Raw genomic sequence first — 22760 nt, 5'->3', positions numbered from 1 at the left:
TCGCGGGGTGCACCAGTAGTAAAGCAGGCGCAGCCACGATTGTTCCGTCGATCCGTAGGGAGCGTCATCACATTTCCGACGATCGTTCACCCGAGGGAGGGAGATGGGGCGGCTGGGGCCGCACCGCGAGGCGGCGCTCGCGCCGGGCGCCGGCGCGGGCGTGGGCCGCCCGCAGCAGGTCGGCGACCGCGCCCGCCGTCCGCGGTCCCGGGTCGACGACGGCGACCCAGCCGAGGTGCCCGTAGACCGGGTGGGCGAGGACGGTGTCGGGCACCGCGAGACCGGTGTCGTCCGGCGCCGGTTCCCCCGGCGCCCGTCCGGTCCACCGGGAGGAGTCGGCAGCGCTCGCCGCGCTGTTGAGCCGGAACGCCCCGGGACGGTCCAGCCCCGCCGCCGGCTCACCGGGCAGGTCCTTGGTCACCACGGTGGCGAAGGGCTGCGTGCGGGGCAGGACCCCGTCGGGGGCGTAGTAGAAGAACAGGTCACCCCAGGCGGCCTCGGGCGAGCCGTCACCGGGACCGGGGCGCAGCGTCAGCACCCCGCCCAGCGACTCGACCAGGCCGACGACGTCGTCGATGCTCAGGCGTCCGGCGCTCACGGGTTCGAGCGTGACACTCAGGCCCCTGTGGAGGGTCCGGCGCGGACGACCAGGGAGGACGCGGTGCGGAGTCGCAACGGGGGCCTGCGCACGGTCGACGTCGCGCGGCAGGCCGGGTGCTCGGTGCAGCAGGTCCGCGACCTCGAGCGCGAGGGCGTCCTGCCCCCGGCGGCGCGGACCGCGGCGGGCCACCGCGTCCTCACCGCGACCCACGTGCAGGCGGCCCTCGCCTACCGGGCGTTCGCCGCGGCGGTCGGCCCCGCCGGGGCCGGCCGCATCGTGCGGACGGCGAACCGGGGGCCGCTCGGGGAGCTCCTCGCCCTCCTCGACGACGCCCACGCGCGGCTGCACACCGAGCGCCGCGACCTGCGGCTGGCGCAGGAGGCGGCGCGGGCGATCGCCGCCGAGCCGATCGACGAGCCGCGCCCCGCGGACGTGATGGGCATCGGCGAGCTGGCCGACGCACTCGGGGTGCGGGCCTCCACGCTGCGCCACTGGGACGCCGAGGGACTGGTGGTCCCCCGGCGTGTGCTGCCGGGCCGGGCGCGGACGTACGCACCCGGCGACGTCCGCGACGCCCGCCTCGTGCACCAGCTGCGCCGGGCCGGCCGCGGGATCGGCGCGCTGCGCGAGCTGCTGCCCGCGCTGCGGCAGGCGACCCGCACCGAGGAGGCCGCGGCCGCGCTGGCCGCCCGCTCCCGGGACGTCGACCGCCGGTCGCGGGCGCTGCTCACCGGCACCGCCCGGCTGGAGGCCCTGCTGGAGCAGTAGCCCCCTGCGGAGGGGTCTCAGCCGCGGGTGAGCACCGCCCGCGCCGCCGCACGCGCGGCGCGCGGGTCGTCGGCGGCCAGCGCCGCCTCGCCGGCCTCCACGCAGGCGCCGGAGTCCACCCCGGCCAGCCGGGCCCCGACGCCGGCGACCGCCGGGGCCGCGCAGGACAGCGAGGTCACCCCCAGGCCGACGAGCACGCAGGCCAGCAGCGGGTCGGCGGCGGCCTCCCCGCAGACCCCGACCGGCTTGCCGGCCCGCCGGCCCGCCGCCGCGGTGGCGGCCACCAGCGCCAGCAGCGCCGACTGCCACGGGTCGGTGAGGTCGGCCAGGTCGGCCGAGAGCCGGTCGGCGGCCAGCGCGTACTGCGACAGGTCGTTGGTGCCGATCGACAGGAAGTCGACGTGCCGGAGGAACCGGTCGGCCAGCAGCGCCACCGACGGCACCTCGACCATCACGCCGGGCACCAGCCCGCGTTCGCGCACCCGGCCGGCGAAGTCGGCGGCCTCGGCGACGGTGGCCACCATCGGCGCCATCACCCACGGCGCGGCGTCGGTGCGGCGGGCGGCCTCGGCGACGGCGTCGAGCTGGCGGTCGAGCAGCCCGGGGTCGCGGCGGGCCACCCGCAGGCCGCGCACGCCGAGCGCCGGGTTGGGCTCCTCCGGCGGCGTCGCGAACTCCAGCGGCTTGTCCGACCCGGCGTCGAGGGTCCGCAGCACGACCCGGCGGCCGGCCGCGGCCTCGAACACCTCCGCGTAGCCCCGCGCCTGCTCCTCGACGGTGGGCTCGGCGGCCCGGCCGAGGAAGGCCAGCTCGGTGCGGAACAGCCCGACCCCCTCGGCGTGGGCGGCCACGGCGGCGCGGGTGCCCGCGCCGTCCTGGACGTTGGCCAGCACCGGCACGGCCACGCCGTCGCGGGTCGCGGCCGGTCCGCGGTAGCCCGCCAGCGCCTCGGCCTGGCGCCGCGCCTCCGCGACCTGGGCGGCGGCTGCCTCCGGCTCCGGGTCGACGGTGACGGTGCCCTCCTCGGCGTCGAGCAGGACGGTCGCGCCCGCGGGGACGGCGTCGAGGCCCTCGACGGCGACGACGAGCGGCAGGTTCAGCTGCCGGGCGATGATCGCGGTGTGGCTGGTCGTGCCGCCCAGCCGGGTGGCCAGCCCGACGATGCGGGCGGGGTCGAGACCGGCGGTGTCGGCCGGCGCCAGGTCGTCGGCCAGCAGCACCGACGGCGTCTCCGGCGCGGGCACGCCCGGCTCCCCCTGGCCGGTGAGCTCGGCGACGACGCGGTCGCGGACGTCGCGGACGTCGGTGACGCGCTCGGCCATCACCCCGCCGAGCGCGGTGAAGACGTCGACGAACTGCTGGGCGGCCTGCACGACGGCGACCGCGGCCGGGGTGCCCGCGTCGATGCGCTGCTCGGCGGCGGAGAGCAGGCCGCGGTCGCGGGCGAGGCCCGCGGTGGCCGACAGGACCTCGGCGGTCATGCCGGTGGCCGCCGCGGCGCGCGTGGCCAGCCGGCCGGCCACGGCCTCGGCGGCCGCGGTGAAACGGGCGCGCTCCTCGGCGCGGGCGGTCTCCGGGAGCGTCTCGGCGGACTCGGCGTCGGGCAGCCGGACCGCGCCGGCCGGGCGCACCACCGGCCCGAGGACGACCCCCGGGACGACGGGCGTGCCGGTGAGCACGGGAGCGGCCGCGGACGTGCCGGGGGCGGGAGCAGCGGTGGTGGACATGCGGACCTCTCCGTCAGGGGGAACAGGGGGACGCCGTCGTCCGTCGGTGACCAGCCTCACGGATCGGTGTTGACTTGTCAATGAATCCCACGTAGAACAACACAGACACAAGTCGGTGCCCACACGATCGGGCAGCGCACCAGGACGGAGCGAGGTGGGCGTGTACGCCGAGGAACGACAGCAGGCGATCGCCACGCTGGTCGTCGAGCAGGGCCGCATCGCGGTCACCGCCGTCGCCGAGCACTTCGGCGTCACCACCGAGACCGTCCGCCGCGACCTCGCCGTCCTGGAGCGGGCCGGCGTGCTGCGCCGGGTGCACGGCGGCGCGGTGCCGGCCGCGGCGCTGAGCCTGGTGGAGACGGCGCTGGCCGAGCGCCACGGCACCCGTGCGGAGGCCAAGCGGAAGATCGCCGCGGCGGCGCTGGACCTGCTGCCCGGCCCGGGCGGCAGCGTCCTGCTCGACGGCGGCAGCTCCACCGCGGCGCTGGCCGAGGTGCTGCCGGTCGACCGCAACCTCTTCGTGGCCACCAACTCGGTGCCGATCGCCGCCCGGCTGGCCACCGTCGCCGGCCTCACGCTGCACGTGCTCGGCGGGCGGGTCCGCGGGCTCACCCAGTGCGCGGTCGGGGAGACGCCGGTGCGCGCCCTGGCCGACCTGCGCGCCGACGTCGCCTTCCTCGGCACCAACGGCATCGCCCCCGGCCACGGCCTGACCACCCCCGACGAGGCCGAGGCGTCGGTGAAGCGGGCGATGGTCCGGGCCGGCCAGCGGGTGGTCGTGCTCGCCGACAGCAGCAAGCTGGGACGCGAGCAGCTGGTGCGCTTCGCCGCGCTCGACGACGTCGACGTGGTGGTCACCGACGGCGAGGCCGACCCCGCCGTCGTCGGGCGCATCGAGGACGCCGGCGTCGAGGTCGTCGTCGCGTGAGCGGCGGCCGCGTCGTCACGCTGACGGCCAACCCCAGCCTCGACCGCACCCTCGCCCTGCCCGGCCCCCTGCTGCGCGGCGAGGTGGCCCGCCTCGGCGCCAGCTCCACCGAGCCCGGCGGCAAGGGCGTCAACGTCGCCCGCGCACTGGCCGCGGCCGGCGCCGAGGTCCTCGCGGTGGTGCCCGCCGACCCCACCGACCCGCTGGTCACCGCGCTGCACGCGCTGCGGCTGCCGCTGGTCACCGTCCCCACCGGCGCCCCGGTGCGCACCAACTACTCCCTGACCGAGCCCGACGGCACCACCACCAAGCTCAACGAGCCCGGCACCCCGCTCGACGCCGGCCTGCGCGCCGCGCTCGCCGCCGCCGTGGCCGCCGCCGCCGCGGGCGCCCGCTGGGTCGTGCTGTCCGGCTCGCTGCCGCCCGGCACGCCCGAGGACTGGTACGCCGAGCTGGTCCGCGCCGTCCGCGGCACCGGCGCACGGGTCGCCGTCGACACCTCCGAGGCGCCGCTGCGGGCACTGCTGGTCGCCGGCCCCGACGCCGCACCCGACCTGCTCAAGCCCAACGCCGAGGAGCTGGCCCAGGTGACCGGCACCACGGAGGCGGCGCTGCTGGCCGACCCCGCGGCGCTGTCGGCCGCGGTCGCGCGGCTGCACGACGGCGGCGTCGGCGAGGTGCTGCTCACCCTCGGCGGCGACGGCGCGGTGCTCTCCACCGCCGCGGGCGAGGTGTGGTCGGCGCGCCCCCCGCGGATCGCCGTCCGCAGCACCGTCGGCGCCGGCGACTCCAGCCTGGCCGGGCACCTGCTGGCCGACCTGGCCGGCGCCCCCGCCGCCGAGCGGCTGCGCCGCGCCGTCGCCACCGGCTCGGCCGCCGCGGCGCTGCCCGGCTCCGCCGTCCCCACCCCCGACCTCGTCGAGCCGGCCGCCGTCCCCGTCGTGCCGGGCCTGCCCGTCCCCTCCCCCGAACCCGTCCCGGCCGCCGGCCGGGACGTCCCCTGACGCCCCGGAAGGTCCGTCATGTCAGCACTGATCACCCCCGAGCTGGTCGTCCTCGACGCCGATCTCGGCTCCGACAAGGACGCCGTCGTGCGCCGGCTGGCCGGTCTCGTGGCCGACGCCGGCCGGGCCACCGGCGCCGAGGCGCTCGCCGGTGACGCCCTGGCCCGCGAGGCGCAGGCCGCCACCGGGCTGCCCGGCGGCATCGCGATCCCGCACTGCCGGTCGGCCGCGGTCACCCAGGCGTCGCTGGCGTTCGCGCGGCTGGCGCCCGGCGTCGACTTCGGTGCCGCCGACGGCCCGGCCGACCTGGTGTTCCTCATCGCCGCCCCCGCGGAGGGCGACGCCGACCACCTGACGCTGCTGTCGGCGCTGGCCCGGGCCCTGGTGCGGCCGGACTTCGTCGCCGCGCTGCGCGCCGCCGCCACGCCCGCCGACGTCGTCGCGCTGGTCGAGGAGGTCGTGTCCCCGACGCCGGCCACCGGCGCCACCGCGGCGACCAGCACCCCCGTGCCCGCCACCGCCCCGGCGCCGGAGTCCGCCCCGGCCCGCCGCCGGCTGGTCGCGGTCAGCGCCTGCCCCACCGGCATCGCGCACACCTACATGGCCGCCGACAAGCTCACCGCGGCCGCGCAGGCCGAGGGCGTCGACCTCGCCGTCGAGACGCAGGGCTCCTCGGGGTCCACCCCGCTGGACCCGGCGGTCATCCGCGACGCCGACGCGGTCATCTTCGCCGTCGACGTCGGCGTCCGGGACCGCGACCGGTTCGCCGGCAAGCCGGTCGTCCAGTCGGGCACCAAGCGGGCGATCAACGAGCCCGAGGTCATGATCCGCGAGGCGCTGGCCGCCGCCGACGACCCGAACGCCCGCCGGGTGCCCGGCGGCGGGGCTGCCGACGCCGCCGCGGCCGCCCCCGCGGGCCGGCCGAGCACCGCCACCGAGATCCGCCGCTGGCTGCTCACCGGCGTCAGCTACATGATCCCGTTCGTCGCGGCCGGCGGTCTGCTCATCGCGCTCGGCTTCCTCTTCGGCGGGTACCAGATCGTCAACCCGAACCCCGACGTCGAGGGCCAGAGCTTCGCGCTGAGCTGGGCGCTCAACAACTCCTTCCTCGACCTGCCCTCCGCGGCACCCCTCGAGGGCCTCAACGACGGGTTCTGGGGCTACCTCGGGGCGCTGTGCACCGTGCTCGGCCAGGCCGCGTTCGGGTTCCTGGTCCCGGCGCTGGCCGGCTACATCGCCTACGCGATCGCCGACCGCCCGGGCATCGCGCCGGGGTTCGTCGTCGGCGCCGTCTCGGTGACCATGAGCGCCGGCTTCCTGGGCGGCCTGGTCGGCGGCATCCTCGCCGGCCTGGTGGCGCGGTGGATCGCCTCGTGGAAGCTGCCCACCGGAGTCCGCGGGCTGCAGCCGGTGGTGATCATCCCGCTGCTGGCGACGCTGATCTCCAGCGGGCTCATGGTGGCGGTGCTCGGCCGCCCGCTGGCCGCTGCCGTCGAGGGCCTGGGCAACTGGCTCAACGGCCTGAGCGGCACCTCCGCGGTGCTGCTGGGGATCATCCTCGGCCTGATGATGTGCTTCGACCTCGGCGGCCCGGTGAACAAGGCGGCCTACCTGTTCGCCACCGCCGGCCTGGCCTCGCAGACCAGCGGCTCGCTGGTCATCATGGCCACGGTCATGGCCGCGGGCATGGTCCCGCCGCTGGCGATGGCGCTGTCCACCGCGATCCGGCCGAAGCTCTACACCCCGGCCGAGCGCGACAACGGCAAGGCCGCGTGGCTGCTCGGCGCCTCGTTCATCTCCGAGGGCGCGATCCCGTTCGCCGCGGCCGACCCGCTGCGGGTCATCCCGTCGATGATGCTCGGCGGTGCCACGACCGGCGCGATCGTCGCCGCGTCCGGGGTGGAGCTGCGCGCCCCGCACGGCGGGATCTTCGTGCTCTTCGCGATGAACGGGATCGGGATGTTCCTGCTGGCCCTCGTCGTCGGCACCGTGGTCGGCGCGCTGGCGGTCACCGTCGCCAAGAGCATCGGCCGCCGGAAGGCCGACGCCGTCCCCGAGGACGCCGTCGACCTCGCCCACGCCCACAACGCCGCCCCCGCCTCCACCGTCAGCGCGCCCGCTCGCGCCTGACAGGGCAGGCTCGACCCCGACACCCACCGATACCCCGAGAAGCGAGGACGTCGAATGCCCAGTCAGACCGTCACCGTCGGCTCCCGGGTCGGCCTGCACGCCCGCCCCGCCGCGCTCATCGCCGAGGCCGTGGGCAAGGCCGGCGTCCCGGTCACCCTGGCCACCCCCGGCGGCAACCCCGTCGACGCCGGCTCGCCGCTGATGATCATGACGCTGGGTGCCCAGAAGGGCGCCGAGGTCACCGTCACCAGCGACGACCAGGCCGTCGTCGAGCAGATCGCCGGCATGGTGGCCGCCGACCTCGACGCGGAGTAACCAGCACCGACGACGGCGCCCGCCCCCTCGCGCGGAGGGAGCGGGCGCCGTCGTCGTGTCCGTGCTGCGCGTGCGCCACGATCAGGGTCCCTGATCGTGGGGCATCCTCCCTCACGGTGGGACGTGCGGGAGGACGCCCCGGGATCAGGTCACCTGATCATCGCGCCGCCGCCGCGCTCAGCGCTGGTCGGGGCGCGGGACGTCGCCGCGCCAGGCGCCGGTCTCGCCGCCGCGGCTCTCGATGAACTCCTTGAACCGCTTGGCGTCGGCCTTGACCTGCCGGTCGTCGAAGCCGAGCGCGGCGCCGACCTTCTCGACGACGCCGGTCGGCTCCCAGTCGATCTGGATCATCACGCGGGTCTTGTCGTCGGCGAGGCGGTGGAAGGTGACCACCCCGGCGTGCTTGGCGTCACCGCCCGTGCTCGCCCACGCGACCCGCTCCTCGGGGTGCTGCTCGGTGATCTCCGCGTCGAACTCGCGCTTGACGCCGTCGATGTTGGTGATCCAGTGGGTGCGCGTGTCGTCGACCTGGGTGATGCGCTCGACGCCGCCCATGAACTGCGGGAACGACTCGAACTGCGTCCACTGGTCGTAGGCGACACGGATCGGGACGTCGACGTCGACGGATTCCTGCACGCTGGCCACGGGAACGCTCCTCGCTGCTCGGGATGTCGTTGCGGTGACCTCGCCCTACCCCTCCCCGCGGGGGCGGACACACCGGTCACCGCAGCGCGGCGGCCACGCTCCCCCGCACCGGCCGGCCGTCGAGCAGCAGCATCTGCGCCAGGTGGTAGGCGTCGGGCTGGCCGGTCCAGGTCCCCGTGGCCACCTCCCCCGACGGCGTCAGCTCGTGGTGCCAGCTGCCGGTGGCGGGGTCGGCGAACCGTTCCTCGCCGTGCGCCCGCCAGGTGGTGGCCAGCTCCCCGTACCGCGCCTCGCCGGTGATCGCGGCCAGCACGGTCGCCGCCGCGACCGCCTCGCACAGCACCCAGTGCATCCGCGCGGACACCACCGGGCGGTCGTCCCAGTCGAGCGTGTACGGGAAGCCCGGTGCGCCGTCGGCCGCCCAGCCCCGCCCGGCGGCGGCGCGAAACAGCGCGACGGCGTCGTCGAGCAGCCAGGCCGGCGGGTCGTCGAGGACCGCGCGGGCGTGCAGGGCCAGCCGCGCCCACTCGAACTGGTGGCCGACGGTGACGCCGTAGGGCCGGAACGGGTCGGCCGGGCGGTCGCGGTTGAAGCCGGGCAGCGGCGTCCAGTCGGCGGTGAAGTGCTCGGGCAGCCGCCAGTCCCGCTCCCGCGCCCACCCGTGCACCACCCGCTCGAGGCTGCGCAGCGCCCGCTGCCGCAGCCGGTCGGCGTCGGCCCCGCCGAGCGCGTCGGCCGCGGCGAGGGTGGCCTCGACGCCGTGCATGTTGGCGTTGGCGCCGCGGTAGTCCGACAGCCGGGACCAGTCCGCGGTCCACTCCTCGACGGCGAGGCCGGCGGCGTCGTCCCAGAACCGCCGGTCCCAGACCTCCAGCGCCTCCTCCAGCAGGGCGCGGCCGCCCTCGATCCCGGCGGTGGTGGCCGTCGCCCCGGCCAGGACGGCGAAGGCGTGCACGTAGGCCGCCTTCGTGTCGTCGTCCTCGGTGCTCCGCCAGCCGCCGTGCGCGCCGTCGTGCAGCGGCCCCTCGCGCAGCGCCGCCACCCCGGCGGCCGCCGGCTCCTCCGCGCCGGGCCGTCCCAGCAGGGCGGCCAGCCCGAAGACGTGCGTCATCCGGGCGACGATCCAGGTCTCCTGCGGCCGGCCGGACTCGACCGTGCCGTCGGAGCCGAGGTAGCCGAAGCCGCCGCCGGGCAGCCGCGAGCGCGCGGCGAAGGCCAGCAGCCGGTCCAGGTCGGTCACCCGGTCATCCTGGGCGCCCGGGGCGGACCGGGCCACCCCGTCGGCGGGGACCCCGCCGGGCCCGACCCCTCCGGGGACGACAGCGGGCCCTGCCGGGATCCGGCAGGGCCCGCTGTCGTGCGCTCAGTAGGCCAGCGCGGTCCGGGGGTCGGAGAGCAGGGCGCCCACGTCGGCGAGGAACCGGCTGCCGAGCTCGCCGTCGATGACCCGGTGGTCGAACGACAGCGCGAGCTGGGTCACCTGCCGCACCCGCACCTTCCCCTTGTGCACCCACGGCATCTCGCGGACGGCGCCGAAGGCGAGGATCGCCGACTCGCCGGGGTTGAGGATCGGCGTGCCGGTGTCGACGCCGAACACGCCGACGTTGGTGATCGTGATCGTGCCGCCGGTCATGTCGGCCGGCGCGGTCCGCCCGGCGCGGGCGGTCTCGGTCAGCTCGGTGAGCGCCCCGGCGAGCTCGGCCATCGACAGCCGGTCGGCGCCCTTGACGTTGGGCACGATCAGCCCGCGCGGGGTGGCCGCGGCGATGCCGAGGTTCACCTGCCCGTGGACGACGATCTCCTGCGCCTGCTCGTCCCAGGAGCTGTTGACCATCGGGTGCCGGCGCGCGGCCAGCAGCAGCGCCTTGGCGACGAACAGCAGCGGGCTGACCTTCACCCCGGCGAACTGCGGCCGGGCGGCGATCTCCGACCGCAGCCGCATCATCCGCGTGACGTCGACGGTGAGGAACTCGGTGACGTGCGGCGCGGTGAACGCGCTGGCCACCATCGCCGCCGCCGTCGCCTTGCGCACGCCCTTGACCGGCACCCGCTCGCCGGCGACCGGGGCGGCGGCCGGCGAGGGGACCGCCGCGAGGTCGGGGACCAGGTCGGCCGTCAGGTCGGTGCCCTGGTCGGGAGCCGGGGCCTGCGGCGCGGCGGCCGCGGCGGTGACGTCCTCGCGGGTGATGACCCCGCCGGCGCCGCTGCCGGTCAGCGCGGTCAGGTCGACGCCGAGGTCGCGGGCGAGCTTGCGCACCGGCGGCTTGGCCAGGGGGCGCACCCGCCCGTGGCCGGGCGAGACGGGACGGGAGGGGGCGGCCGCCTCGGCGCGGGCGTGCGCCTCGGCCTGCCGGCCCACCTCGAGCCCGCCGTGCCGCACCGGCTTGACGGTGGCGTCGGGTGCGGTGGCCAGCAGCGGCGGCCGGTCCTGACCGCCGGAGCCGTAGTCGGCGCCGACGGGGGCCGGGCCGGCGTGCACCGCACGGCGCGGCCGGCGGCGGGCCTCGGTGGTGCGCGGGCCGTAGCCCACGAGCACCGCCGTCCGCCCGCCCGGGGCCGCCCCGCCGATCAGCCCGGCGGCGGGCTCGGCGGACTCCGCGGCCGGCGCGGCACCGCCGGCCGCCGGCGCGGGCGCGGGGGCCTCCCCGCCGGTGTCGATCGTGATGATCGGCGTGCCGACGTCGACGGTCGTGCCCGGCTCGAACAGCAGCTCGGTCACCGTGCCGGCGTAGGGGGAGGGCAGCTCGACGGCGGCCTTGGCGGTCTCCACCTCGCACAGCGGCTGGTTGACCGTCACGGTGTCGCCGACCGAGACCAGCCACTGGAGGATCTCGCCGTCGGTCAGGCCCTCCCCGACGTCGGGCAGCTTGAACTGGCGCAGTGCCATCGGTCAGAACTCCATCGCGCGGTCGACGGCGTCGAGGACACGGTCGAGGTCGGGGAGGTACTCCTCCTCGAGCTTCGACGGCGGGTAGGGGGTGTCGTAGCCGCCCACCCGCAGCACCGGCGCCTCCAGGGAGTGGAAGCAGGTCTCGGTCACCCGGGCGGCGATCTCCGAGCCCAGGCCCAGGGTCACCGGCGCCTCGTGGACGACGACGCAGCGCCCGGTGCGCCGCACCGAGTCGAACACCGGGTCGAGGTCGAGCGGCGAGAGGGTGCGCAGGTCGACGACCTCCAGCGAGCGGCCCTCCTCGGCGGCGGCCTCGGCGGCCTGCAGCGCCGTCTTCACCATCGGGCCGTAGGCCAGCACCGTGACGTCGTCGCCGCCGCGGACCACCCGCGAGGCGAACAGCGGGCCGGGCGTGGCGTCGGTGTCGACCTCCGCCTTCTCCCAGTACCGGCGCTTGGGCTCCAGGAAGACGATCGGGTCGGGGTGGGCGATGGCCTGCTGGATGCCCCAGTAGGCGTCGGCCGGGTTGCTGACGGCGACCACCTTCAGGCCCGGGGTGTGCGCGAAGTACGCCTCCGGGCTCTCGCTGTGGTGCTCGACCGCGCCGATGCCGCCGCCGAAGGGGATCCGGATGACGATCGGCATGGGCAGCCGGCCGCGGGAGCGGGCGTGGATCTTGGCGACCTGCGTGACGATCTGGTTGTAGGCGGGGAAGACGAACCCGTCGAACTGGATCTCGCAGACCGGCCGGTAGCCGCGCATGGCCAGCCCGACGGCGGTGCCGAGGATGCCGGCCTCGGCCAGCGGGGTGTCGACGACGCGGTCCTCGCCGAAGTCCTTCTGCAGGCCGTCGGTGATCCGGAAGACCCCGCCCAGGCGGCCGATGTCCTCGCCCATGAGCAGGACCTTCGCGTCGTCCTCCATCGCCCGGCGCAGGCCGAGGTTGAGGGCCTTGCCGATGGTGAGCGTCTCGGCCATCAGTGCTCGCTCCCCTCGAAGGAGGCCTGGTAGGCCTCGAACTGCGCCTGCTGCGCGGCCACGAGCGGCGTCTGCTCGGCGTAGACCTGGTCGAACATCGCCGTCCCCGGGGGGTCGGTCATCTCGGTGGTGCCCGAGCGGATGCGCTGCGCCAGCTCGTCGGCCTCGGCCTCGACGGCGTCGAAGAACTCGGCGTCGGCGATGCCGGTGCGCGAGAGGTGGGCCTTCACCCGCGCGATCGGGTCGCGCAGCTTCCACTCCTCCAGCTCGCTGGCCAGCCGGTAGCGGGTGGGGTCGTCGGAGGTGGTGTGCGCGCCCATCCGGTAGGTGAAGGCCTCGATGAACGTGGGGCCCTGGCCCTCGCGGGCGGCGGTGAGCGCGGCCCGGGTGACGGCGAGGACGGCGAGGACGTCGTTGCCGTCGACGCGGACGCCGGGGAAGCCGAAGCCGGCCGCGCGCTGGTAGAGCGGCACCCGCGACTGCCGCTCCAGCGGCACGCTGATCGCGTACTGGTTGTTCTGGCAGAAGAAGACGACCGGCGCGGAGAAGCTCGCCGCCCAGATGAAGGACTCGTTGACCTCGCCCTGGCTGGTGGCGCCGTCGCCGAGGAAGGCCAGCGTCGCGGTCTCGGCGCCGTCGCGCTGCAGGCCCATGGCGTAGCCGGTGGCGTGCAGGCACTGCGCGCCGATGACGACGGTGTAGAGGTTGAAGCCGGTGGCGACCGGGTCCCACCCGCCGTTGTCCACGCCGCGGAACAGGCTGATGACGTGCAGCGGGTCGACCCCGCGGGTCCAGGCCACGCCGTGCTCGCGGTAGGTGGGGAAGGCCGTGTCGCCGTCGGCCATCGCCCGGCCGGCGCCGATCTGGGCGGCCTCCTGGCCCAGCAGCGAGGCCCAGATGCCCAGCTCGCCCTGGCGCTGCAGCGCGGTGGCCTCGACGTCCCACCGGCGGACCAGCACGAGGTCGCGGTAGAGCCCGCGCAGCTCGTCGGCGGAGACGTCGAGCGGGTAGTCGGGGTGCTCGACCCGCTCGCCCTCGGGGGTCAGCAACTGCACCAGGTCGGGCTGCTGCGGAAGGTGGGGCGCGGCCGCCCCGGGTACGGGGTCGACCACCTCGGTGGTCGCGCTCGACACGCTCACGCGCTGCTCCTCGCCGTCGTCCGCGCTGCCGGGGTCACCGGCCGGTCGCGGTGCTGGACGTCCTGTGGCGCCGGGGTTGTGGCTCCACTCACACATCGTGACACGTCCCCCGCCGGTAGGGAGCACACCACCCCCCGATCGGGATGCGCAAGGCCGCCACGGCGGACTGAGCAGGATGCGTTTCCGGAGCGGCCGGCACGTGCCAGACTGGCGCCGTGCCCGCCGGTCCCGAGCGCCTCGACGCCACCGACGCGCGGCTGGTGCAGGCGCTCGACGCCGACCCGAGGGCCACGGTGCTGGCGCTGTCCCAGCAGCTCGGGCTGGCCCGCAACACCGTCCAGGCGCGGCTGGCCCGGCTAGAGTCCGGCGGGCTGCTCGCCCCCTTCGCCTCGCGGGTGCGCCCGGAGGCGCTCGGCTACCGGCTCAGCGCCTACGTGACGGTGCAGGTGGTGCAGCGCGGCCTCGAGGAGGTCGCCGCCGCGCTGGCCGCGATGCCCGAGGTCCTGGAAGTGACCGCGCTGTCCGGCGCGGCGGACCTGCTGGTGCGGGTGGTCGCCGTCGACGCCGACGACCTGTGGCGGCTGACCGAGCAGGTGCTCGCCCTGCCCGGGGTGGAGCGCACCGACACCGCCCTGGCGCTGCGCCGCTACGTCGACCACCGGGTCGACCCGCTGCTGCGGCGCGCGGCGGGGGAGGAGCCGCCGTCCGGGTAGGGGTCCCCGGTGACCGCCGAGGCCCCGACCCCGCTGCCCGACCTGCTCGACGAGCTGCTGCGCACCTACGGCCCCGGCGGGCAGGAGGAGGCGGTGCGCGACGTCGTCCGGCGCGAGCTCGAGCCGCTGGCCGACGAGACCACCGTCGACGCCGTCGGCAACCTGGTCGCGCTGCTGCACGGGACGGACCGGTCCGCCCCGGCGGTGCGGGTCACCGCGCACCTCGACGAGCTGTCGATGATGGTCAAGCGGGTCGAGCCCGACGGCACGCTGTGGGTGACCTCCCTGGGCGTCATGTACCCGGGCAACTTCGGCCTCGGCCCGGTCGCCGTCCTCGGCCGGCGGCAGACCCTCACCGGCGTCCTCACGCTCGGGTCGGAGCACACCACCGCCGAGAGCACGCGGATCTGGCAGACCAAGCCCGACCAGGGCGGACAGGCGATGGACTGGTCGCACGTGTACGTCTTCACCGGCTGCTCCGCCGAGGACCTCGCCGCCGCCGGGGTGCACCCGGGGACGCGGGTGTGCGTGCACGCCGACCGGCGCGGGCTGACCCGCTTCGGCGCCTACGTCGGCTCGTACTTCCTCGACGACCGGGCGGCGCTGACCGCGCTGGTGGGGACGGCGCGGCTGTGCGCGGGCGCCCGCGCGGCGACGTGTACCTCGTGGCCAGCACCAGCGAGGAGATGGGCGGCGTCGGCGCCTCCTACGCCGCCCGCACGCTGCCCGGCGACCTCACCATCGCCCTCGACGTCGGCCCCGCGGAGGCGGAGTACCAGGTCACCGTGGACGGCGGGCCGGTGGTGGCCTACGCCGACGACGCCGTCGTCTACGACCGCGCGGTCGCCGACGCGCTGGTCGACGTCGGCACCGAGCTGGGGCTGCAGCCGCAGACGGCGGTGTGGCAGTCCTACGACTCCGACGCCTCCCAGGCCCAGGCGTCGGGGCAGTCGGCGCGGGCGGCGCTGCTGAGCCTGCCCACGCTGAGCACGCACGGCTACGAGGTGCTGCACTCCGGCACCGTCGACCGCACCGCCCGGCTGCTCGCGGCGTTCCTGGCCCGGCCGCTGCCGGTCAGCGGCTGACCCGCCGGATCCGGACGGGGCCGCGGGCGGTGGCGACGTCGACCACCGCGCCGCGCCGGGTCACCTCGACGGCGCCCGCGGCGGCCAGCCGGGCGGCCGCCGCCCGCGCCCCGGGCATGAGCTCCCGCCAGCCCTCCGGGTCGACGGCGCGCGCGGCCTCCGAGGGGCAGATCGTGGCGCCGGGCGCGCGGGCGTCGAGCAGCGCACCGATCGCCCGCTCGAGGGCCGCGCCGACGTCGTCCACGTCCCCAGCATGCGCCGTTTGCGCTGGTGAGCGCGACGGGTAGGGCGCCGTCCATGGCGAAGCGCACCCCGGTGGGGACGTTCGGCAAGGGCAAGCGGGGCATCAGCACCCTCGGCTGGGCGCTGCGCGGCGCGGCGGCGGGGGCGGCGGGGTCGACCGCGCTCAACGCCGTCACCTACCTCGACATGACCGTCCGCGGCCGGGGCACCAGCTCCACGCCCGAGGAGACGGTGGAGCGGCTCGCCGAGAAGGCGCACGTGCCCATCCCGGGCGACGAGGAGCACCGGCAGAACCGGGTCCAGGGCCTCGGGCCGATCACCGGGCTGGTGGCCGGCGTCGGCGTCGGGGTCGGCGTCGGGCTGGTGCGGGCGTCGGGCTTCCGGTCGCAGCCGCTGGTGGGCACGCTGCTCACCACGCTCGCGGTGCTGGTGGCCGCCAACGGACCGATGACGGTGCTGGGCGTCACCGACCCGCGCACGTGGTCGGCGGCCGACTGGGCCGCCGACGTGGTGCCGCACCTGGCCTACGGCGCCGTCGTCAAGACCACCATGGACGCCTTCGACCCCCCGGAGACGCGTGCACTGCCGCGGAAGCCCACGGTCAGGGGGCGGTCCAGCCCCGGGGGTCGACGCCGCCGGGCACGGGGGCGGCGGGGTCGTAGGGCTCGCGGGTGAACACGAACGTGCCCAGGTCGAGGTGGTCGGGGGCGATCCGCAGCGTCTCACCGGCGTAGTAGCCGTCCAGCCCGAGCCACGTGCCGTCGTCGCAGCGGCGGAACCGGCTGGCCCGCCCGGCCCGCCCCGGCAGCGGCCCGAGGTGCAGCAGCCCGCCGGGCACCGCTCGCAGGGCCAGTGGCGCCGGCCCCCAGTACCAGACGCCGAGCTGCTCGAGCGGCACCGGCGAACCGGCCGGGCGCCACGGCTCGACCACCCGCGGCTCGGCGGCCCGCAGGTCGGCGAGCAGGCCCGGGACCAGCGCCGAGTCCAGCCCGCTGGTGGTGTTGGCGAGCGACACCCCGCCGGTGCCCTCCTCGCGGTCGACGAAGACCCCGGCGAGGAACCCCGGCATCGAGCCGCCGTGGCCGGTGAGCGTGCGGCTGTCGACCCGCAGCACCTGCAGCCCCAGCCCGTACGCCGACCAGGCCGGTGAGGAGGGGTCGACGCCGGCCGGCACCGCCATCTCCTCCAGCGTGGCCGGGGAGAGCACGTCGCCGGTGTCGCCGAGCAGGAATGCGGCGAAGCGGGCGAGGTCGGCGAGGGACGCCCACAGCTGGCCGGCGGCGGCCATGACCCCGGCGTGGTGCTCGGGCTCGGGCAGGACGACGTCGGCCCACGGGTGCACGGCGTACCCCTGCGCGGCACGGCCCGACGGGCGCGGCGTCGTCCGGGCCATGCCCAGCGGCGCGAGCACCTCGCCGGTGACGACGTCGTCCCACGGCCGGCCACGCAGCCGCGCCACCAGCTCGCCGAGCAGGCCGAAGCCGAGGTTGGAGTAGTGGAAGCGCCGGGCCTCACCCAGGACGACGTCGCCGCCGGTGAGCGCGAGGTCGGCCAGCGAGCCGCCGGGCACCCGCTCCCACCAGCCGCCGGGGCTCTCGGCGGACGCGCCGGCCAGGTGCGACAGCAGCTGCCCGATCGACCGGTCGCCCAGCGGCGTGCCGGGGACGTGCCGGTCCAGCGGGTCGTCCAGGCCCAGCCGGCCCTCGTCGCGCAGCCGCAGCACCGCGACCGCGGTGACCGTCTTGCTGATCGAGCCGAGCCGGTACTGGACGTCGGTGTGCGGCTCGGCGACGTCGCCGCGCCCGGCCGACCACGCCAGCCCGCCGTCGCGGACGACGCCGGCGACCAGGCTCGGCGCCCGGCCGTCGCGCTGGGCGCGGGCGGTGCGGGCCAGCAGGGTGCGGGCGGTGGCGGGCAGCACGGGCTCGGGCATGCCCGGAACGGTAGGTCAGGCCCGCGCGGGTGCCGCGAGCCTCCTGGTGCGGCCGGCCCAGCGCTCGAACACCACGGTGGCCAGCGGCGGGATCGAGGCGGCGAGCGCAAGCAGCGTCGTCCACGGCGACCAGCGCAGCACCCGGGACGCGACCAGCGCGACGGCGACGTAGGCGACGAACACCGCGCCGTGGACCGGGCCGAACACCTGCACGCCGACCTCGGAGGTCTCCGGCACGTACTTGACGTACATGCCGGCGAGCAGGCCCACCCAGGACAGCGCCTCGGCGACGGCGACGACGCGGAAGGCGGTGGCGACGGTGCGGGGGTTCATCGGTACGCGGTCCTCAGGCGTCGGCGGCAGCTCCGCAGGGACCAACGCGGCAGCCGGTCCCCCGGCTCCCCGTCCCGCTGTGACCCCGGTGACGTGCCGGAGCGGCCGCCCTCCAGGGTCCCGCGCCGACCGTGCGAGGCGTGGGGGGAAGGGTGGTCCTTCAGCCGATGCGGCGGGCTCCGGAGTAGCTGCCCATCGAGTCGATGCTGGCCACCTTGACGACGTCGCCGGAGGTCGGCGCGTGGACCATCTGGCCGTTGCCGATGTAGATGCCCACGTGGCTGACCGGGCTGTAGAAGAAGACCAGGTCACCGGGCTGCAGGTCGGCCTTCGACACCGCCGTGCCCATCTGCGACTGCATCTTGCTGGAGTGCGGGAGGCTGATCCCGGCGGCCTGGAAGGCGTACTGCGTCAGGCCGGAGCAGTCGAACGAGCCCGGCCCGGCGGCCGCCCACACGTAGGGCTTGCCGCGCTGGGCCATGGCGGTGGCGACGACGGTGCCGGCGACGCCGCTGGCCGGGGCCGGGGCCGCGGCCGGCGCGGAGGACGCGGTGGGGGCCTCCTCGGCGGCGGGCTCCTCGCGGTCCTCGTCGCGGCTGGCCCGCTGGTCCCCGGCGGCGTGCGCGGCGGCGGCGGCCTCGAGCGCGGCGCGCTGCTCCTCGGCGCTGAGCCGGGAGAAGTCGGCCTGGTAGGCGGCGATCTGGCCCTCGAGGTCGGCCTGCTGGGCGGCCACGGCGTCGTACTGGCGCTGGGCCTCGGCGGCGGCCTCGGCGGCCGCGGTCTGCGCGGCGGTGGCGGTCTCGGTGGCCGCGACGGCCTGGCCGAGCAGCTCGCCCTGGTAGCCGGCGACGCCCTGCAGGAGGCTGACGCGGTTGACGAACTCGTCGGCGTCCTCGCTGGTCATGAGGGCCTGGAACGAGCCCATGCCGTTGCCGGTGTAGGCCGACCGGGCGATCCCGACGACCTGCCGGCGGGCGGTGTCGACCTCGGCCTGCGCCTGGGCAAGGGACGCGGCGGCGGCCTCGGCCGCGGCCTGCTGGGCGGCCAGTGCCTCCCGGGCCTCGTTGAACTGCTCGGTGACGACCTCGAGGTCGTGCCCGCGGGCGGCCACCAGCTGCGCGGCCTCGGCCGCCGTGGTGGGCTCCTCGGCCAGGGCCGCGGACGGGACGACCCCCACGCCGACGCCGAGACCGAGGGCCCCGGCGAGGACGAGGGCGGCGCGGCGGCCGGGCCGGCGGTGCGGGCGGCCGGTCGCGCCGGGGACGGACGTGCGCAGGGACGCCACGCGGTGGTTCTCCTCTTCCCAGGCCGCCTACCGGGTTAGCTGACGGGTTCGGGCGTGGACTCGCCCGGCGCGTGCGGACACGCGCTGCACCCCAGGACTGCGATGGGTCCCCGGCCCGGCGCACCCGAGGGGCGCACCGGCTCGACGGCGTCCTCGGGGTGTCACCCAGGTCAGTGACGGAGCGCCCCGTTGGACACACACAGAGTAAGGGGCGTGACGGACCCGTGACAATCACCGCGGTGTAATCACATCGGTGACGTTCCGTGGTGGTGCGGCTACGGACACGCGGGACCCCGCCCGTTTGACCGGCCGCCGGGGCGTGTAGGAGTCAGGGCATGTCCTCCTCCACGCGGATGCGCCTGGCCCGGCCGCTCGTCGTGCTCGCGCTGCTCGGCTCCCTCACCGCCTGCGGCGACAACACCGACTTCTCCCGCGGGCCCACCAACTGCGACGCCAGCGGCGAGAACGCCAGCAACGAGAACGACGCCAGCTGCCAGGAGACCGGCCCGAATCCCGGCAACGACGCGCCGACCACCGACGACAGCTCCGAGGACTGAGCACCGCACCGGCGCCACTCCGACGGGCGCGCGCCCGCGGGGGCTGGTGCCATGAGCGGGTGACTCCGGAACGCAGGTGGACCGCGGCCCGCCTGCGCGCCGAGGTGCACACCCTGCTGCGCGGGGCCCAGCGGCTGCTGCGCGGCCGCGACCTCGCCCTCATCTCCGCCGGCCTGACCTTCTACGCGGGCATCGCGGTGGTGCCGCTGCTGCTGGTCGCCGTACGGCTGACCGCTCTGGTGACCTCGGCGGAGGAGGTGCGGGCGCTCACCGCGCGGCTGACCGAGCTGCTGCCCACGCCGCTGGGCGCCCCGGAGGCGGTCGAGCGGCTGGTCGAGGCCGGCACCCACCTCGACCTGCTGGGCTTCGTCCTGGCGCTGGTCCCGCTGACCTTCTACGGCGAGGGGCTGCGCCGCGCGCTGCTGCGCTTCAGCCAGCGCCGGGAGAACCTGACCGGCTGGCGCGGCCGGCTGCTCACCCTGCCGCTGGTCGTCGCCACGCCGCTGCTGCTCTACCCGCTGCTGCTGGCCGCCCGGGTGATGGCCGACCTGGCCCGCGAGGACGGCGTCGGGGCGGCACTCGGCCGCTTCGCCGTCGGCTACTACACCGTGCTGTTCGTCCTGACCGTGCCGGTGCTGTGGGGGTTCGGCGTCGTCTCGGGCGGCCAGCTGCGCTGGGGTGCGCTGACCAGCGGGGCGCTGTTCACCGCGGCCTGCCTGTCGGGCTTCCTGCAGGGCTTCGTGGTGTTCCTGTCCCTGCCGCTGGACCTGGGTGCCCCCTTCGGCGGCCTGGTCGTCGTCGGGGCGGTGGTCGCCGTCGGCCTGTGGCTGTTCCTGCTGCACCTGGTGCTGCTGGCCGGGTGGCTGCTCACCCAGTCACTCGACGAGCGGCTCGGCCGCCGTCACGCGGCCGGCGCCCCGCCCCACTCCGGGGGGACCTGGGGCGGGGCGGGTGGAGGCGGCGCCGCGGGCGCGGGCTCCGCGGGCGCCGTGGGGGGCACCTCCGGCTCGGGTCCCGGCTCGGGGACGGGCACCGTCGGCACCTCGGGCTCCGGTGCGGGCGCCTCCGGCACCGGGGCCGGCTCGGGCGCCGGCGCCTCGGGGGCCGGTTCGGGCTCGGGCGCCGGGAGGGGTGCGGGGTCGGGCTCCGGCTCGACGTAGTCGCTGCCGTTGCTCACCAGGATCGACACGACCTGGCCGGGCACCGCACGGGCACCGCGCGGCGGGCTGGTGCCGAGGAAGGTGCCGGCCGCCTCGTCGCTGTCGACCCGCAGCGTCTGCGGGGTGAACCCGGCCTCGCGCAGCGCCCGCTCGCAGGCGCGCACGCCGCCGCAGCCGGGCACCGGGCGGGTGTTGCCGTTCTGCACCGTCTCGTCGGCCGGCGGGAACTCCCCGCTCCCCCGGGCGGTGAGGACCGGCTCCATCGCGTCGTGCCAGATCGTGGCGCCCTTGCCGCCGCCGAACCCGCCGACGTCCTCGTTCTGCTTGGGGTTGAGCACCATGACGCTCGCGGTGATCTCGGGCGTGTAGCCGACGAAGGCCACCGAGTAGTTGTCCTGCGACGTGCCGGTCTTGCCGGCGATCTGGTGCCCGCGGACGTAGGCGCGCGACCCGGTCTGCCCCGGGTTCCCGGGCTCGACGTCCTTGCGCAGCATCTGGTTCATCGTCGTGGCCACGCCCGGCGGGATGGCCTCGGGCGTGCACCGGTCCCCCACCGGCAGCGGCTCGCCGTCGGCACCGACGGCCGGCTGTCCGGTGGCGTCGAGGACGGCGGTCACCGGGACGACGTCGCACTGGGTGCCGTTCGCGGCGAACGTGGAGTACGCGCTGGCCAGCGCCAGCGGGCTGGTGGCCTCGGCGCCGAAGGTGAACGAGCCGCGGTTCTCGTCGATGATCTGCTGCGGCAGCTCCGGCGGGCTGAACTGGAACAGGCCCGCCGCCTCGGCCATCCGCACCGGCTCCTCGACGCTGCCGAGGGCGTCCTCGAGCGCGAGGAAGTAGGTGTTGGAGGACTGGTAGAGCGCCGTCTCCAGGTCCAGCGTCGAGCGGTACCGGCCGGCGTTGCGCACGCAGTACCGGCCGTCGGTGTCACGGCCCTGGCAGGGGCCGCTGTAGACCCGGGAGACGTAGGGGTCGGGGGCGTTGAGCGTGTAGTAGGACGAGTAGCCGCGGGCCAGGGCGGCGGCGGCCACGAAGACCTTGTACGTCGAGCCCGAGCCCTGGCTGGCCGCCACGTTGAGGTTGAAGGACTCCTGCGTCGGGTCGGTCCGGTCGTAGCCGAAGGTCCGGTTGACGCTCATCGCCAGCAGGTGGCCGGTGCCCGGCTCGACGGCGGTGAACATGCCGGCCAGCGAGTCCTCCCGCGGCAGGGTGCGCAGCACCGCGGCGTCGCCGGCGCGCTGCAGCTCGACGTCGAGCGTCGTCTGGACGACGTAGCCGCCGCCGTCGAGCTGCTCCTGGGTCATCCCCAGCTCCTGGATCAGGTACCGCTGCACGAAGTCGCAGACGAACGGCCCGACGCTGGCCTCGACGCAGCCCCGCGGCGGAGCCGGCCCCGGCGCCAGCCCCAGCGGCTCGGCCTGCGCGGCGGCGGCCTCCTCGGGGGTGATCCGCCCCTGCTCGGCCATCCGCGACAGGACCTCGTCGCGGCGGGCGGTGGCGGCCTCGGGGTCGGTGAACGGGTCGTCCTCGGTGGGGCTCTGCACCAGGCCCGCCAGCAGCGCGGCCTGCGGCAGGGTGAGCGCGGCGGCGTCGACGCCGAAGAACGCGCGCGCGGCGGGCTGCACGCCGTAGGCGTTGGAGCCGAAGTAGACGGTGTTGAGGTAGCGGGTGAGGATCTCGTCCTTGGTCTGCTCGTCCTCGATCGCCAGGGCCAGGCGGGCCTCGCGCAGCTTGCGGCCCACCGTCTGCTCGGTGGCCGCCGCCCGCTCCTCCGGGGTGTCGGCGGCCTGCAGCAGCGTCTGCTTGACCAGCTGCTGGGTGATCGTGGACCCGCCCTCGGCCACCCCGCCGGCGGCGATGTTGGTGGCCAGCGCGCGCAGCGTCCCCTGCACGTCGAGCCCGTTGTGCTCGTAGAAGCGGGCGTCCTCGATGGCCACCATCGCCTGCTTCATGACCTCGGCGATCTGCTCGGGCGCGACCGGCTGGCGGTTCTCCCGGTAGAAGTACGTGATCGGCTCGCCGTTGGCGGCCAGCAGCACGGTGTTGCCCGGCGGCGTCTCGGCGGTGAACTCGGTGGGCAGGTCCCCGAGCAGGCCGGTGGACCGCTGCGCGGCCACCGTCGGACCGCCGACCCACGGGATGAGGAGACCCGCCACCAGCGCCCCGGCGACCACCACGGTGGCCGCCAGACGCAGCAGCGTCCCCACCGGACTGAGCCGGTCCATGAGCTCCCTCCTCGGCCGCTCACTGCAACAGAGATGTGCGCCGGCCACAACCACCCGCGCCGGACGCGGATCCCGCCCGGGGGCGGGCGGGACGCGTGGTG

At 76.3% G+C, this 22760-nt stretch carries 21 protein-coding genes, 2 pseudogenes and 1 riboswitch; of the genes and pseudogenes, 11 read left to right on the top strand and 12 right to left on the bottom strand.

The window, feature by feature from the left end; translation table 11 throughout:
• Positions 1-67 precede the first annotated feature (67 nt).
• Complete coding sequence (locus ACI8AD_RS07705) at positions 68-598, bottom strand: DUF6194 family protein (protein WP_456869943.1); 531 nt, start codon at positions 596-598, stop codon at positions 68-70.
• A gap of 63 nt (positions 599-661) precedes the next feature.
• Between ACI8AD_RS07705 and ACI8AD_RS07700 the strand changes: the two genes are divergently transcribed.
• Positions 662-1369, top strand: a complete 708-nt coding sequence (locus ACI8AD_RS07700; protein WP_456869942.1) for a MerR family transcriptional regulator — start codon at positions 662-664, stop codon at positions 1367-1369.
• A gap of 17 nt (positions 1370-1386) precedes the next feature.
• Here the strand turns inward: ACI8AD_RS07700 and ACI8AD_RS07695 are convergent, their stop codons facing one another.
• Positions 1387-3096, bottom strand: coding sequence for a putative PEP-binding protein (locus ACI8AD_RS07695; protein ID WP_456869941.1), 1710 nt, complete (start codon positions 3094-3096; stop codon positions 1387-1389).
• A gap of 154 nt (positions 3097-3250) precedes the next feature.
• Here ACI8AD_RS07695 and ACI8AD_RS07690 point away from each other — a divergent pair, with 154 nt between their 5' ends.
• From ACI8AD_RS07690 to ACI8AD_RS07675, 4 genes are read left to right on the top strand one after another with little or no spacing between them, the layout of a single operon-like run.
• The gene (locus ACI8AD_RS07690; RefSeq protein ID WP_456869940.1) at positions 3251-4024 is read left to right on the top strand and encodes a DeoR/GlpR family DNA-binding transcription regulator; all 774 of its coding nucleotides are present in this window, start codon (positions 3251-3253) and stop codon (positions 4022-4024) included.
• Positions 4021-5028 (top strand): 1-phosphofructokinase family hexose kinase, encoded by a 1008-nt coding sequence (locus ACI8AD_RS07685; RefSeq protein ID WP_456869939.1) that lies wholly within the window; start codon positions 4021-4023, stop codon positions 5026-5028. Before ACI8AD_RS07690 ends, ACI8AD_RS07685 begins: the two co-directional genes overlap by 4 nt.
• Positions 5029-5046: 18 nt before the next feature.
• A complete protein-coding gene (locus ACI8AD_RS07680) occupies positions 5047-7158 on the top strand; it encodes a PTS fructose transporter subunit IIABC (protein ID WP_456869938.1) in 2112 nt (703 codons plus the stop codon).
• Between the two features lie 54 nt (positions 7159-7212).
• Positions 7213-7473: an HPr family phosphocarrier protein gene (locus ACI8AD_RS07675; RefSeq protein WP_089402746.1), complete on the top strand. Its 261-nt coding sequence runs from the start codon at positions 7213-7215 to the stop codon at positions 7471-7473.
• Positions 7474-7650: 177 nt separating this feature from the next.
• On the opposite strand, the gene ACI8AD_RS07670 is transcribed toward ACI8AD_RS07675, so the two are convergent.
• The 5 genes from ACI8AD_RS07670 to pdhA all read right to left on the bottom strand — a co-directional run bounded on the left by ACI8AD_RS07670 (position 7651) and on the right by pdhA (position 13125).
• A complete protein-coding gene (locus ACI8AD_RS07670) occupies positions 7651-8118 on the bottom strand; it encodes an SRPBCC family protein (RefSeq protein ID WP_456869937.1) in 468 nt (155 codons plus the stop codon).
• Positions 8119-8194: 76 nt separating this feature from the next.
• Positions 8195-9358 (bottom strand): AGE family epimerase/isomerase, encoded by a 1164-nt coding sequence (locus ACI8AD_RS07665; protein ID WP_456869936.1) that lies wholly within the window; start codon positions 9356-9358, stop codon positions 8195-8197.
• Between the two features lie 123 nt (positions 9359-9481).
• Positions 9482-11005 (bottom strand): dihydrolipoamide acetyltransferase family protein, encoded by a 1524-nt coding sequence (locus ACI8AD_RS07660; RefSeq protein ID WP_456869935.1) that lies wholly within the window; start codon positions 11003-11005, stop codon positions 9482-9484.
• Between the two features lie 3 nt (positions 11006-11008).
• On the bottom strand, positions 11009-11986 hold the full coding sequence (locus tag ACI8AD_RS07655; RefSeq protein WP_456869934.1) for an alpha-ketoacid dehydrogenase subunit beta: 978 nt from the start codon (positions 11984-11986) through the stop codon (positions 11009-11011).
• On the bottom strand, positions 11986-13125 hold the full coding sequence (gene pdhA, locus ACI8AD_RS07650) for a pyruvate dehydrogenase (acetyl-transferring) E1 component subunit alpha (protein WP_456869933.1): 1140 nt from the start codon (positions 13123-13125) through the stop codon (positions 11986-11988). Before pdhA ends, ACI8AD_RS07655 begins: the two co-directional genes overlap by 1 nt.
• 215 nt (positions 13126-13340) lie before the next feature.
• Between pdhA and ACI8AD_RS07645 the strand changes: the two genes are divergently transcribed.
• From ACI8AD_RS07645 to ACI8AD_RS07635, 3 genes and pseudogenes are all read left to right on the top strand, one after another.
• A complete protein-coding gene (locus ACI8AD_RS07645) occupies positions 13341-13838 on the top strand; it encodes an Lrp/AsnC family transcriptional regulator (protein WP_456869932.1) in 498 nt (165 codons plus the stop codon).
• A 9-nt stretch (positions 13839-13847) separates the two neighbouring features.
• A pseudogene (locus ACI8AD_RS07640) lies at positions 13848-14465 on the top strand (hypothetical protein); the annotation flags it as partial.
• Entirely contained in the window at positions 14363-14923 is a 561-nt protein-coding gene (locus tag ACI8AD_RS07635) for a hypothetical protein (RefSeq protein WP_456869931.1), read from the top strand. The pseudogene ACI8AD_RS07640 and the gene ACI8AD_RS07635, both read left to right, overlap by 103 nt.
• Here the strand turns inward: ACI8AD_RS07635 and ACI8AD_RS07630 are convergent.
• On the bottom strand, positions 14913-15167 hold the full coding sequence (locus ACI8AD_RS07630; RefSeq protein ID WP_456869930.1) for a DUF3253 domain-containing protein: 255 nt from the start codon (positions 15165-15167) through the stop codon (positions 14913-14915). The genes ACI8AD_RS07635 and ACI8AD_RS07630 overlap by 11 nt on opposite strands.
• Positions 15168-15220: 53 nt before the next feature.
• Between ACI8AD_RS07630 and ACI8AD_RS07625 the strand changes: the two genes are divergently transcribed.
• A complete protein-coding gene (locus ACI8AD_RS07625) occupies positions 15221-15841 on the top strand; it encodes a hypothetical protein (RefSeq protein ID WP_456869929.1) in 621 nt (206 codons plus the stop codon).
• On the opposite strand, the gene ACI8AD_RS07620 is transcribed toward ACI8AD_RS07625, so the two are convergent.
• The 3 genes from ACI8AD_RS07620 to ACI8AD_RS07610 form a co-directional block, all read right to left on the bottom strand.
• Complete coding sequence (locus tag ACI8AD_RS07620; protein WP_456869928.1) at positions 15768-17099, bottom strand: serine hydrolase domain-containing protein; 1332 nt, start codon at positions 17097-17099, stop codon at positions 15768-15770. The genes ACI8AD_RS07625 and ACI8AD_RS07620 overlap by 74 nt on opposite strands.
• Before the next feature lie 15 nt (positions 17100-17114).
• Complete coding sequence (locus ACI8AD_RS07615; protein WP_456869927.1) at positions 17115-17432, bottom strand: DUF3817 domain-containing protein; 318 nt, start codon at positions 17430-17432, stop codon at positions 17115-17117.
• 160 nt (positions 17433-17592) lie between these two features.
• Positions 17593-18717, bottom strand: a complete 1125-nt coding sequence (locus tag ACI8AD_RS07610) for a C40 family peptidase (RefSeq protein WP_456869926.1) — start codon at positions 18715-18717, stop codon at positions 17593-17595.
• A gap of 7 nt (positions 18718-18724) precedes the next feature.
• Positions 18725-18861, bottom strand: a riboswitch (cyclic di-AMP (ydaO/yuaA leader).
• Positions 18862-19052: 191 nt separating this feature from the next.
• On the opposite strand from ACI8AD_RS07610, the gene ACI8AD_RS07605 reads away from it, so the two are divergent.
• Complete coding sequence (locus tag ACI8AD_RS07605) at positions 19053-19274, top strand: hypothetical protein (RefSeq protein WP_456869925.1); 222 nt, start codon at positions 19053-19055, stop codon at positions 19272-19274.
• A 59-nt stretch (positions 19275-19333) separates the two neighbouring features.
• Positions 19334-20152, top strand: a pseudogene (locus tag ACI8AD_RS07600) (YhjD/YihY/BrkB family envelope integrity protein); the annotation flags it as partial.
• A 23-nt stretch (positions 20153-20175) separates the two neighbouring features.
• Here ACI8AD_RS07600 and ACI8AD_RS07595 read toward each other — a convergent pair.
• Positions 20176-22659, bottom strand: coding sequence for a transglycosylase domain-containing protein (locus ACI8AD_RS07595; RefSeq protein WP_456869924.1), 2484 nt, complete (start codon positions 22657-22659; stop codon positions 20176-20178).
• Positions 22660-22760: the final 101 nt, after the last annotated feature.

The sequence above is a fragment of the Geodermatophilus sp. SYSU D00766 genome (genome assembly GCF_054049915.1).
The sequence above is the reverse complement of the archived record's forward strand: the minus strand, read 5'-3'. Positions and strand labels throughout refer to the sequence as shown.